Source organism: Parabacteroides distasonis ATCC 8503 (genome assembly GCF_000012845.1).
Lineage (GTDB): Bacteria > Bacteroidota > Bacteroidia > Bacteroidales > Tannerellaceae > Parabacteroides > Parabacteroides distasonis.
Genome location: NC_009615.1, coordinates 2044984 through 2058145, shown reverse-complemented (window position 1 = coordinate 2058145; position 13162 = coordinate 2044984). Strand labels below are relative to the sequence as shown.

Annotated in this window: 9 protein-coding genes; 6 read left to right on the top strand and 3 right to left on the bottom strand. The window is 53.6% G+C overall.

Annotation, left to right across the window (positions count from 1 at the left end; genetic code table 11):
• Positions 1 to 6: 6 nt before the first annotated feature.
• Both BDI_RS08690 and BDI_RS08685 read right to left on the bottom strand, forming a co-directional pair.
• Positions 7 to 1122, bottom strand: coding sequence for an efflux RND transporter periplasmic adaptor subunit (locus tag BDI_RS08690; protein ID WP_011966579.1), 1116 nt, complete (start codon positions 1120 to 1122; stop codon positions 7 to 9).
• Between the two features lie 69 nt (positions 1123 to 1191).
• A complete protein-coding gene (locus BDI_RS08685; protein WP_011966578.1) occupies positions 1192 to 2598 on the bottom strand; it encodes an efflux transporter outer membrane subunit in 1407 nt (468 codons plus the stop codon).
• 95 nt (positions 2599 to 2693) lie between these two features.
• Here BDI_RS08685 and BDI_RS08680 point away from each other — a divergent pair, with 95 nt between their 5' ends.
• Both BDI_RS08680 and BDI_RS08675 read left to right on the top strand, forming a co-directional pair.
• On the top strand, positions 2694 to 3173 hold the full coding sequence (locus BDI_RS08680) for a DUF456 domain-containing protein (RefSeq protein WP_005866214.1): 480 nt from the start codon (positions 2694 to 2696) through the stop codon (positions 3171 to 3173).
• Between the two features lie 24 nt (positions 3174 to 3197).
• Entirely contained in the window at positions 3198 to 4091 is an 894-nt protein-coding gene (locus BDI_RS08675) for a D-isomer specific 2-hydroxyacid dehydrogenase family protein (RefSeq protein WP_011966577.1), read from the top strand.
• Between the two features lie 120 nt (positions 4092 to 4211).
• On the opposite strand, the gene BDI_RS08670 is transcribed toward BDI_RS08675, so the two are convergent.
• Positions 4212 to 6500: an NADP-dependent malic enzyme gene (locus tag BDI_RS08670; RefSeq protein ID WP_011966576.1), complete on the bottom strand. Its 2289-nt coding sequence runs from the start codon at positions 6498 to 6500 to the stop codon at positions 4212 to 4214.
• A gap of 212 nt (positions 6501 to 6712) precedes the next feature.
• Between BDI_RS08670 and BDI_RS08665 the strand changes: the two genes are divergently transcribed.
• From BDI_RS08665 to BDI_RS08650, 4 genes are all read left to right on the top strand, one after another.
• Positions 6713 to 7159, top strand: coding sequence for a DNA-binding protein (locus tag BDI_RS08665; RefSeq protein WP_005858196.1), 447 nt, complete (start codon positions 6713 to 6715; stop codon positions 7157 to 7159).
• A gap of 436 nt (positions 7160 to 7595) precedes the next feature.
• A complete protein-coding gene (locus BDI_RS08660; protein ID WP_011966575.1) occupies positions 7596 to 8849 on the top strand; it encodes a PAS domain-containing sensor histidine kinase in 1254 nt (417 codons plus the stop codon).
• Positions 8850 to 8931: 82 nt separating this feature from the next.
• The gene (locus BDI_RS08655; RefSeq protein WP_011966574.1) at positions 8932 to 10182 is read left to right on the top strand and encodes an exonuclease SbcCD subunit D; all 1251 of its coding nucleotides are present in this window, start codon (positions 8932 to 8934) and stop codon (positions 10180 to 10182) included.
• Positions 10179 to 13160 (top strand): AAA family ATPase, encoded by a 2982-nt coding sequence (locus BDI_RS08650; protein ID WP_009017117.1) that lies wholly within the window; start codon positions 10179 to 10181, stop codon positions 13158 to 13160. Before BDI_RS08655 ends, BDI_RS08650 begins: the two co-directional genes overlap by 4 nt.
• The last annotated feature ends 2 nt before the right edge of the window (positions 13161 to 13162 follow it).

Genomic DNA, 13162 nt, shown 5'->3' with positions numbered 1-13162 from the left:
GCTTGCTTATTTTATAGGTTTGATAGTCATGCCATCCCGTACCTTAAGCAGGGCGGAGGTGACATAGGAATCTTTGGGGCTGATACCGGCGGTCACTTGGCGAAGCGTATCGTCTACCAATTGGCCCACCTCGATAGGACGGTATCGTACGACATTGGAGTCGTTCACGATATAAAGGTACTTCCCTAATTGGTCGGTACCGATCGAGGCGTCGCGAACCAAGACCGCATTCGGCTGCTCGGCATACGGCAGGGTGATGGTGACGTATAAGCCGCTCTTCAATACATGCTTCGGGTTATCCAGATTGGCACGTACGTTCAGGGTACCGGTCGATAGGTCGATATTGGGGGATAGATAATCCAGCCGGCCCGTATACGCATTGCCGCCATCCTTGCCTATGCTGACGAGGATCTCGGTCGGAAGCTTCACGGTGCTATCGTTGCGGGCGGCTTCCAGCATCATCTTCATGAACTGGTTATCCTCGATATTGAAATTGGCGAACATCAAGTCGTCCTTGTATAAGGTGGCCAAGGTAACCGGCTGGACGGCTCCGTTGATGTAATTACCTATATCGTAGCTGGCCCGGGTAACCGCACCGTCGAAAGGCGCACGGATATAGCAATAGCTCAAGTTGGTCCGTGCGGTATTCAACTCCGCCTCGGCATTCTTCACGGCAGCCTCAGACTCCGATACGGTAGCCTCCGCTTGGATCACTTGTATCTGGCTTACGGCGCCGCTCTTAGCCGCCTCCTTCATACGCTCGTAGTTACTGCGTGCATATTCCAGCTGGGCTTTGGAGGTCTTTACGGAAGCCTCGGCTTGGGTGACGTTATCTTGATAGGTGTCCGGTTCGATCACGAAGATAAGATCGCCCTTCTTCACCCGGCTTCCGGCCTTGAGGTAAGAGGTACGCAAGTATCCGTTGACACGTGCGACCAAGTCTACTTTCAGTTGTGAACTAAGGTATCCGGGGTATTCTTTAGTCAAGGTAATGTCCCTCACGATCGGCGTGGATACGCTTATGGAGGGCACGGGCGTTTCCAGCGGCTTGCTTTTCCCCTTGCAAGACGCCAGTAATAAGGCGGAGGCTCCGATAATCCCTATGTAAACAAATGTCTTCATATCTTTTGTCTTTAATGATTATTTATATTAATTGTTTGAGTGGGCTTTTGTTCGATCGGATCGAACGGCCTACATAGGATTCCATCCTCCGCCCAATGACTGATAAAGCTGTATCAAGTTCAGTAGGGAGCTACCTTGAGCCTGTGTCAATTGGTTCTGGTAGGTGAGGAGGGAGCGTTGCGCGTCCAGTACGTTTTGGAAAGGCGTAAGGCCCTGCTTATAGAGGTCTAGGGAAAGGTCCAAGGTTTGTTTCCCTTGGTTTACCACTTCCCGGAGGGCTACGATCTGCTTGATCGAGTTCTTGTACGAGCTCATGGCGTTATCCACTTCCTGTACGGAGGTAAGCACGGTCTGGTTGAATTGCCGGATCGACTCGTCCAACTGGGCTTTCGCCAACCGGGTAGCCTGTATCTTCTGGGTGCCTTGGAAGAAGTTCCACGTAAGGGTAGGGGCGATCTCATAGGTCAAGCTATTATGATTCGCCAGCTTGTCGAAGTCGTGGGAGGCGAAACCGATCGAGCCTTTCACGAATACTTTCGGCCACCAATCGGACTTAGAGGCCCCGAGCGAGGCGGCAAGCGCATTGACCTGCCGTTCTGCCGCACGTACATCCGGACGGCGTAGCAACAGGTTTGCCGGTAGCCCTACACCGACCGGCTCGATATATTCCGGCAAGGAAGCGTCTGTCTCCATGATCTTTTGTAGATCGGAAGGGTACAGGCCTAGCAAGATCGCCAAGGAGTTCGTATATTGGATGATACCGGCCTCCAGCATCGGGAGGGAGGCTTTCGTGCTGTAGTATACGGATTGCGCCTGCGCTACGTCCAGTTTAGAGACTAGCCCGGTCTCATACCGTTTCTGGGTGATCTGTACGACCGTCTGTTGGGAGCGGCAGTTCTGTTGCGCTACCTTTACCTCTTGTTGCAGTTCCCTCATATTGATATAGGAGGAGGCTACTTGGGCGCAAAGGGAGACCATGGCGGCGTTGTATTCCTCTTTCGAGGCGGCGAAATTCTCTTTCTCCGCTTTCACCCGGTTCCGGATACTTCCGAATACGTCTACTTCCCAGTTCATATCTACGGTAGCGCTGGAATATTGGGTGATCGCCTTGGGTACCTGATTGATATTGCCGCTACTTTGTTGCCGTGTCCATCCGGCGGAAAGCCCTAGGGTGGGCGAGTAGCTTCCTTGTGCCGACCGCAGGTTGGCTTTCGCCATGGCGATCCTGTCCATCGCCATTTGCACGGAATAGTTTTGTTTCACGGCTACTTCTATCAGCGAGTCCAGTAACGGGTCCTTAAAATTCCTCCACCAATTATCTTCTACGGGAAGTGTCTGCTGGAAATCACTCCCTTCCTCAGACCATGATCCGGGTAGGGCACGGTCTAAATACGTATGCTCTGTCTGCGCCATTACCCCGATCGGTACCAGCAAGCACAACAAAGCATAACATGTCAGGCGTAAATGTTTGTGCATAAATATATATGTTTAGATTTAGCTTTTAGCAAAACAGTTAAGGGTGGGAAATGTTTGTATCTTTGTCTATTTATATATCCCAAAAACTGAAATATATGGATATCTTATTGGTTATACTAGGCGTTATCTGTTTGTTGGTGGGATTGGCGGGGTGTTTTTTGCCGATCTTGCCGGGGCCGCCGGTAGCGTATTTGGCTTTGTGGCTGTTGCATTTTACGGGTTATGCGGAATTTACGGTTACGGAGTTGGTCGTGTGGGGATTGCTGGTCGTGTTGGCACAGGCGATGGACTATGTTACGCCCATGCTGGGGACTAAGTATAGCGGAGGGTCCAAGTGGGGAAATTGGGGATGTGCCGTGGGAACCGTGGCCGGTATGTTCGTGTTTCCGCCTTGGGGGATCTTGCTGGGTCCTTTCGTGGGGGCTTTCGTGGGGGAACTTTTGGGAGGTAAGGCGTCCGGGGATGCGTTGAAGGCTGGTTTCGGGGCGTTCGCAGGTTTTTTATTAAGTGTCGTGCTGAAGGTTACCCTTTGCGGCTATTTTATTTATAGTTTTGTGAGAGGGATAATTAATTGAAGATGGTAATTAATAAAGTAAGATATGTTTGAGAAAATTGTAGTGGTAGATTCTACCGGGTTGAATACATGGGGAGTGGAGCGTTTGAAGGCGCTTGGAAAAGAGGTTGTTTTTTATACCGGCATTCCGGAAACGGATGAGGAGATTGTGAACCGGATCGGGGACGCAGATTGCGTACTCGTCTCTTATAATACACAGATCCGGAGGAACGTGATCGAGGCTTGCCCGAATATCAAATACATCGGGATGTGCTGTACCCTCTATAGCGAGTCTAGCGCGAATGTGGATATAGCCGCCGCACGTGAGCGGGGGATAACGGTCTTGGGTATCCGCGACTATGGCGATGAGGGAGTCGTGGAGTATGTCATTAGCGAGCTAGTCCGTCTGTTGCATGGTTTCGGCGGGAAACAATGGAAGCATAAGGCGTATGAGCTGGGCGGGCAAAAAGTAGGCATTGTGGGATTGGGTCGCACCGGGAGAATGATCGCTGACGCTCTTCGTTTTTTTGGGGCGGAGGTTTATTATTTCAGCCGTACCCGTAAGCCGGATGCCGAGGCCGCCGGTATCGCTTACCTGCCTTTGCGGGAGTTGCTGCCGGAGGTGGATATTTTATGTACTTGCTTGCCTCGTAATACGATTCTTCTGGGGGCGGGTGAGTTTCGTTTGTTCGGTAATCTGAAGATATTGATCAATACGTCGGTAGGGCCGACTTTCCGTGTCCCGGATTTACAACGTTGGCTTAGCGCACATAAGCGGAATTTCTTCTTATGCGATGCGGTAGGTATCGGGAATTATGCGGATACCTTGACGCAATTCGATAATGTCATATATACCCCGAAAGTCTCCGGCCACTCGGAGCAATGTATGGAGCGATTGTCGCAAAAGGTAATAGCGAATATCGAAAGCTATCTAAATTGACATGACCCTGTATCAAAACTCTTGGTGGTCTATCTTTTAGACGCAGATGACGCAGATGACACGGATGACACGGATTTATTTTATTCTTATCCGTGTTATCTGCGTCATCCGCATCAAAACTTATCTGTTTTCTTTCTCGATCTGCTCCTGAACGATAGCGTCTACGACAGCTACGGTCGTCAGGTTCACGATATCACGGGTAGAGCTTTCTACGTCGGTGAAGTGGATCGGTTTGTTCAATCCCATCTGGATCGGGCCGATCGTCTCGGTGATACCCAGCGTATCCAATAGCTTGTACGCGCTGTTGGCGGAGCTTAGGTTCGGGAAGATCAAGGTATTCACGTCTTGCCCTTTCAGCTTGTTGAACGGATACATATCGTCGCGCAGCTTCTTGTCGAGGGCGAAGTTTACTTGCATCTCTCCGTCTACTACCATGTCTGGGTATGTCTTATGCAAGAAGTCGATCGCCTCGTGTACTTTCAGCGGACTGCCCTGCTTGTCGGAACCGAAGTTCGAGTAAGACAACATCGCCATAACCGGCTCGTGAGCGAAGAACTTCACGGCGTCGTGCGTCAGGCGGGCGATATCGATCAATACCTCGGCCGACGGGTGGCGGTTGATCAGCGTATCGGCCATAAAGAACGTACCCTTCTTACAAGTCAAGATGTTCAAGGCGCCGAAATGCTTGTAGCTCGGGCGGATGCCGATGATCTGTTCCGCCATCTTTGTAACCTCCGAGTAGCGGCTGTATACACCCGTCACGAAAGCGTCAGCGTCGCCGGTAGCCACCATCATCATACCAAAGGCGTTACGGTCTACCATTTTCTCGCAAGCCTCCGAGTAGGTCACGCCCTCGCGCGCCTTCTTGTCGGTAAGGATACGGGCGTAGCGGTGGCGGCGTTCCGTCTCACGGTCGTGGCGGAGGTTGACGATCTCGATACCGTCCAGACTGATATTCTCCTCGGCGGCGATCTTGGCCAGACGCTCCTCGTTACCCAGCAAGATCGGGAAACAGATACCTTCCGCTTTCGCCTCGGCGGCGGCTTTCAGCATATTCACGTGGTTCGCCTCGGCGAATACCACCCGTTTCGGGTTCGCTTTCGCCATATCGGTGAACGAGCGCAAGAGTTTATTATCGTACCCCATCATCTCACGCAAATGGTTGGCGTAGCCCTCCCAGTCGGTGATCGTCTTGCGAGACACGCCCGAGTCGATAGCGGCTTTCGCCACGGCGCAAGATACACGGGTCAGCAAACGGGGATCGAGCGCTTTCGGAAGGATATAGTCGCGTCCGAAAGTGGTTCGTTTCAGCTTATAGGCGGCGTTCACCACGTCGGGAACCGGTTCCTTGGCAAGGTCGGCGATAGCGTAGACGGCGGCCAGCTTCATCTCCTCGTTGATCGCCTTGGCGTGCGTGTCCAAGGCGCCGCGGAAGATATAAGGGAATCCCAGCACGTTGTTGATCTGGTTCGGATAGTCGGAACGTCCGGTAGCGAAGATGATATCGTCCCGCGAGGCCATAGCGTCGGCGTAGGAGATCTCCGGGTTCGGGTTCGCCAAGGCGAATACGATCGGGTCGGCGTTCATGCTACGTACCATCTCCTTGGTCAATACGTTCGCCACGGAGAGGCCCAAGAATACGTCGGCTCCCACCACGGCCTCTTGCAAGGTCTTGATCGGGCGGTCGGTAGCGAACTCCCGCTTGGCGGCGTTCAAGTCCGGGCGACTGGTAGAGATAACGCCCTTGCTGTCGCACATGACGATATTCTCCTTGCGCGCTCCCAGCATCACGTACAGTCTCGTACATGAGATAGAGGCGGCTCCGGCGCCGTTCACCACGATCTTCACGTCCTCGATCTTCTTGCCGGCGATCTCCAAGGCGTTGATCAGCCCGGCGCCGGAGATGATTGCCGTACCATGCTGGTCGTCGTGCATGACGGGGATATCCAGCTCGTTCTTCAGGCGAGTCTCGATCTCGAAACACTCCGGTGCCTTGATATCCTCCAAGTTGATTCCTCCGAACGTGGGCGAGATCGCCTTCACGGTCTGGATAAACTTCTCCGGATCTTTCTCGTTCACCTCGATATCGAATACGTCGATACCCGCGAATATCTTGAATAGCAATCCCTTGCCTTCCATCACCGGCTTACCGGCCAAGGGACCGATATCGCCCAGCCCGAGTACGGCGGTACCGTTGGAGATTACGGCTACCAAATTACCTTTCGCCGTATATTCGTACGCGTCCAGCGGATTCTTCTCGATTTCCAGACACGGCTCGGCTACGCCCGGCGAATAAGCCAGGGATAAATCCGTTTGCGTGCTATGAGGCTTTGTCGGGATAACCTCGATCTTACCCGGTTTGCCCTCGGCATGGTACCGAAGGGCCTCCTCTTTTGTAATCTTTGCCATAGGTATGTTTATTAATTATGTTGTTCCTATTTAAAACCACCGCAAAAGTAACAAATTATTATGAGTTTACTAGGTTTTGCTTACAAATAGTTTTTTCAAGAAAGTGCGAATAGTAATCCGGTTTTAACTTGTGAGAGTGGAACTCTATTGTTATATTTGAAGATTTAATAATCAGGGCCTCCATCCAAGAGAGACCTATAAATCTATTTATCATGGCAATACTAGTAAAACCCGTGCAACGAATAAACCCTTTGGACAAGGAAGCGCCTAAGAAATGGTATGTAACTCAAGTAACTACCGCCCAAGCGGACGAGACCGAGGTAGCGATGGAACTCGCCGACGAGACTACGTTGAACCCTTCCGAGGCGATGATGGCCATCCGCCAGCTTCGTAAGATCTTGCTTCGCAGGCTGCTGGGAGGCGAGAGCGTGAAACTGGGTAACTGGGGTAGTTTCAGCGTTACGCTTTCCAGTTTGGGGGTACCTACCAAGGAGGAGGTCAACGCCAAGAATATCAAAAGTGTGAACCTTAACTTCCAGCCTGACGAGGCTTTCAAGACGGATCTTCAGAAGGCTACTTTCGCTTGGGTGGACAAGCTGGCGGAAGGACGACCGGGTGGCTCCGGCGGCTCCGACTCGGAATCTCCGGACGAGATATAGGCTAGGATGATAGCCGCGGGCCGGTATCCGGGCAGGTACTCACGTGTACCCGCCCAGATACCGGCTTTTTGTTGCCCGGATACAAGCGGGTACCCGTACGGTTACGCTCTTGCACTTACGTATCTGCGTCCTTGTATCTACGTATCTGCATCTTCGTATCCGTACGGATACACGGATGCAGATACGTAGATACAAGAATGTAGCCGTACGGATACGAGTAAGGAAGATGCCGGGTAGATAAATAATCGTGGAAGAGGTGTAGGCGTTGTCCCTGCGGGACTCTGGTTGATTATGAGATCAAAGATAATAATATTTATTAAATAGCTGGTGAAAATCAATAATAGTCTTAAGAAAAAAAACAATAGTGTTAATGAGCGGAGTGAAATAAAACCATTTACCACCAGAGTCCCGCAGGTACTCGTAAACTTAAAGAACCATGAAACACCTACTTTATATATTTTTAGTTTTAGCAACCTTGCTTACGGGGTTGTACTTGCTACCTAAGCATACTCCCTTATTTGAGTATTATAGGCTGAGGCCTGTTTTTGAGGTAGCTACTATCGTATTTTTAATCGGTGTCTTATGCTTGTATGGGCGGGAGAAGAGGCAAGTCAAGATGATCTTCTCCCGTCTGTCTCAAAAGAATTTCTTCTTGGATTTGGCCATACAGTGTGGAGGCATATACATCTGGGAGTTTAAGGACGAGGAGTTCTTTTTCGAGTATCCTGTCGGTGACCAGTCATCACGGATCGAGTTGGAAGAGATGTGGAGGCTGATACATCCCGATGATCTCACTGCTTTCAAATTACTTTGGCAATCCTTATGGAAGGCGGACAAGGAGGTATTCCAATGCCGTGCCCGCTTCGCCGGATCTGATTATGAATGGTGGGAATTCCGCTTTAGCGCCATGCCTGCGGTAGATAATGCGGAGGGAGGCAAAGACGTGAGCGGTATACTTATCAATATCAATGACATGAAGAAACGAGAAAAAGAGCTTATCCTCATGAGGGGATATGAGCAAAAGTTCTTGGCGAACATGAGCCATGAGATACGTACGCCGCTGAACTCTATCGTAGGCTTCTCGAACCTGCTGGCCTCGGAGAAGGACTTAGACGAGGCCGACAAGCAGCTGTTTGCCAAGACGATCAATCAGAGTTGCGATCTGTTGTTGGTGCTCATCAATGATATTTTGGAGGTTTCGAGACTTCAATCGGGACAAATGAAATTCGAGAAAGAGAGCTGCTCCGTCAAGGAGTTGGTAGACGACCTTTACCTCGCCCATCAGTTATTAGTCCCCACCCACCTACAATTCTCGAAAGAGGCGGAGGGGGATTTGTTTATCTATACGGATAAAAAGAGACTTTCTCAAGTTATAACCAATTTCTTGACAAACGCTTGTAAATTCACGAATAGCGGATATATAAAGTTGGGATTTAAGCATCTGAGGGGGACGGATGAGGTAGCGATTTTTGTCAAGGATTCCGGGATCGGTCTATCGGAGGAGCAACAAGAGAAGGTGTTCAGCCGTTTTTTCAAGCAAGATGAATTCAGCCAAGGGGCCGGTCTGGGGTTGTCTATCTGCCAAGGAATCGTACAAAACTTGGGGGGACGGATAGAACTGAGTTCTAAGCTAGGAAAAGGAAGCCGCTTCTCGGTTGTGCTGCCGGTATATAAGGGGGGATACGTTTGATCATTCGTTTTTTTCATTCTACCAAAATCTGATATCTGATGGGAAAGAAGTACATTTGCCGGATCAAAATAGAAGAAGATAAATGGCATTGAAACTTATCCATACGGCCGACTGGCATCTGGGCCAGACCTTTTTCGGCTACGACCGGGAGGCGGAGCACGAGGCTTTCCTCGGTTTTCTGACAAATCTATTGGTGGAGCGGGAAACGGATGTCCTGTTGATCGCCGGCGACGTGTTCGACGTGACGAACCCTTCCGCCGGGGCGCAACGCCGTTTCTATCGTTTCCTGCGGGAGGCGAACCGCCTGAACCCGGGCTTGCAGATCGTGATCATCGCCGGCAACCACGACTCCGCGATCCGTCTGGAAGCCCCGAATCCCTTGCTGGAGGAATTGAATACTTCGATTGTCGGTATCGTGGGGAGGACGGATTCCGGGGAGATCGATCTCGCCTCGCTCGTCGTCCCCTTGAGGAACCGGGCGGGAGAACGGGAGGCGCTTTGCCTGGCGGTGCCTTTCCTCCGCCAAGGGGATTACCCGGCGGCGCCCGAGGGAGAGCTTGATTCGTATGTGGCGGGCATCGGCCGGATGTACCGGCGGCTCTACGCCTATGCCGATGCCCAGAGGAATCCCGGCGAGGCGATCGTAGCCTTGGGACACCTCCACGCTACCGGAGCCGAGTTGTCGGACGACGACCGGAGCGAGCGCGCCATCATGGGAGGTCTGGAGTCCGTATCCGCGGATACCTTCGACGCCGGGATCGCTTATACGGCGCTGGGGCATATCCATAAAGCGCAACGGATCGGCGGGCGCGAGGCGGTACGTTATGCCGGAAGCCCGCTTCCCATGTCGTTCTCGGAGAAGAATTACCGGCATCAAGTGATAGCTGTAGAGATCGAGGAGGGGAGTGTCACGGAGATCGAGGCGATCGGGATTCCTAGAGTCGCGGACTTGATGCGTATACCGGACAGCCCGTTACCTCCGAAGGAGGTCTTGCGATGCCTCGCCGGGCTTCCGGAGCCGGAGGAGGGCAGGGAGGACGAGAGCCGCTGGCCTTATTTGGAGATACGGGTCCTGCTGACGGAGCCGGACCCTACGTTCCGCCATCGGGTAGAGGAGGCGTTGGTCGGGAAGGCGGTCCGCCTCACCTCCATCGTTCCTTCGTATCCCCGGAGGGAAGGGGAGGCCGAGGAGAGGGCCTTATCCTATAATGATTTGCAAAAGATAGCCCCGTTGGATATGCTGAGGCATACGTTTGCAGCGAGATACGGAGGCGAGTTGCCCGAGGAGATAGAGACATTGTTTAACGAGGTGATAAGGGAGGTCGCTTTATGAGAGTGCTGGCGATCAGAGGACGCAACCTTGCGTCGTTGGAAGGAGAGTTCTCCATTGATTTTACGGAAGAGCCTTTGGCTTCGGCGGGTATCTTCGCTATATCCGGGCCTACGGGGGCAGGAAAATCCACGTTGCTGGATGCCATGTGCCTCGCCCTCTTCTCCCGTACGCCGCGAACGGAGCTGGCGAAGGAGAATAACGTGCGGCTGAGGGACGTGCAAGAGGATGTGTTGCCGCAAAGCGACCCCCGCTTCCTCTTGCGCCGCGGGACGGCCTCGGGCTATGCCGAGGTGGATTTCGTGGCGCTGAACGGGTGTCGGTATCGCGCCCGCTGGTCCGTATCCCGGGCCCGGGAGAAGGAGAGCGGACGTTTGCAGGCCGCCCGCCTTACATTATATAATATAGATGCCGGGAAAGAGGAGCCGGGAACCAACAAGGACCTGCAAGCCCGTATCATCGAGCTGATCGGCCTGACTTTCGATCAGTTCACCCGCTCGGTGCTCTTGGCCCAGAACGATTTCTCTACCTTCCTGAAAGCGGAGCAGGGCGAGAAGGCCTCCTTGCTGGAAAAACTGACCGGTACGGAGCAATACTCGGAGATCTCCCGCCGGATCTTCGCCAAGAACGCCGAGGCGAAGGAGGCCTACGAGCAGCTATACGCCCGCGTACAAGACATAGAGCTTCTGTCGGAGGAGGAGGTGGAAGCCTCCCAAACCCGCCTTTCGGCCTTGGAGGTGGAGCTGGCCCGTCTGGAGAAGGCGAGGGCCGAGCGGCAAAGCCTGCGGGAGGCCGTGAAAGCGGCCGAGGTCCAGATCGCCTCGAAGGAAAAACAGCGGGAGGAGAACGCCCGTTTCTTGGAACGGGCGTTGGCATCGCTGGAAACCTCAAGGAAGGAGTATGAGCAAGGAGAGGTGCGATTGGCGAGGACGGATGAGGAATCTAAGGGCTTGCGACTGGAATTGCAACAGGCCCGGAAACTGGACGTGCAACTGGAATCGGCCTTGAAAGCCCGCTCCGAGGCTGATGAACGGATGAAAGACTTCTCCCGGCGGAAGCAGGAGGCAGAAGAGAAACTCAGGAAGGTGGAAGAGCGGCAGAAGAAAGCCTCGGAGGAATGGGACAAGCTGACGTCGTGGCGTGAACGTTACCGGAGCAAGGAGGGGATCGCCGAGCAACTGTCGGCCTTGTTGATTCATCTGGATACCTGCCTTACGGCTCGCCGGGCAGTCGAGCGGTCGGACAAGGCCTTGCTAGCCATCCGACAGAAAATCCAGCGGTTGGAGGTTCGGAGGCAATCCTTGCGGCGGGAGGCGGAGACGCACGCCAAGGAACAGGTAAAGATTGAGGAAGAGCGGAAGTCCGTAGCGCTTGCCCTCCAGGAATTGGAACCGGAGGCTTTGGACCGGTCGATCGAGACCTGCCGTACGGAACGGGAGCGTTTATTGCTGGAGCAAGCCCAGTTCGTGACGACTGGCGATATCAAAAGCCTGCGGGACAAGCTGACTGCCGGAACGCCTTGCCCGGTCTGCGGAAGCCTTGAGCATCCTTTCGCCTCTCACGAGGCGCATGAGCGCCTGTTGGCCTTGGCGGATCGCATCTCGGAAGCTACCCTGCGCCTCAAGCGGCTTCTCGACCGGAAAGAACGGCAGGAGGCCTGCGGGAAACAACTCGCCGCCCTGCAACAGAAAGAATTGGAGCTGCATAAACAACTCGCCGCGGACGAGAACGCACGGACGGAATTAAGGAACCAGTTACAATCCTTGTCCGAGCAAATCGACCGGGAAGAACTGGATAAGCGGGAACAGCAGGAGAAGCTGTCCCAATCCCTATCAGCGGCCAACGCCCTGTTCGGGAACGACGCATGGCAGACGGGCTGGAACAAGGACCCGGAAAGCTTCCGGGAGACCTTGACGGATTTCGCCCGCCAGTGGCAAGCCAACGGGGAACGCCTGCGGGAACTGGAACGGGAGCGGAGCGCCCATCAAGCGGAACGGGAGTCGTACGAGGCTTTCCTCCCTCCCTTGCGCAAGCAGTACGAGGACGCCGCGAAAGCCTACGACGAGAAGAATCAATCCTATACCCGCTTGCGTTCGGAGCGGAATCTCCTGCTGGGAGGCCAGCCAGCCGACCAGGTGGAACGTACCTTCCACGAACGGGTGGAAGCCTTGAAGAGCCATTTGAAGCAGTTGCAAGAGAGTACGACGAGGCACGCCGGCGAGGTGGAGCAATACCGGGGGGGTACGGAACAGATCAAGAAGGATCTGGCGGAGACTTCCGGTCTCCTTTCCGCACGCCGGCAGGAGCTGGATAACTGGATGGTCGCCTATCAAGAGAACTCCGAGGGGAAGACGCTGGAGGAATCTCTGTCGGAAATGACGGCCCAAAAGTCTGAATGTAGTTTCCGTCTGCGTACGCACGAGGAGAATAAGCGGAAGATAGCCGGCTTCCAGCAAGAGCTCTCGGAGCGGAGGGCGATGAGCGAGCGTTGGGCGAAGCTGAATGAGTTGGCAGGCTCGGCGGATGGCGCCAAGTTCCGTAGGATCGCCCAAGGCTACACCTTGGATGTCTTGTTGAGTTACGCGAATGTGCAATTGCGGCAACTATCCCGGCGTTACCGGTTGGAGCGTGTGCCGGATACCTTGGCCTTGCAGGTGATCGACCAAGATATGTGCGACGAGATCCGTACCGTGCATAGCCTTTCCGGAGGGGAATCTTTCTTGGTCTCGCTGGCCTTGGCGTTAGGCTTGTCCTCGCTCTCCTCGAACCGGATGAAGGTTGAGAGCTTGTTTATCGATGAGGGCTTCGGCTCTTTGGATGCGGAGACGTTGCGGGTCGCTATGGATGCCTTGGAGAGCCTGCGTACGCAAGGGCGCAAGATCGGCGTTATCTCGCACGTACAGGAAATGACGGAACGTATTCCCGTGCAGATCCGGGTGAACCGGGCGGGAAACGGACGGAGTTATCTGGAAGTCATATAGCT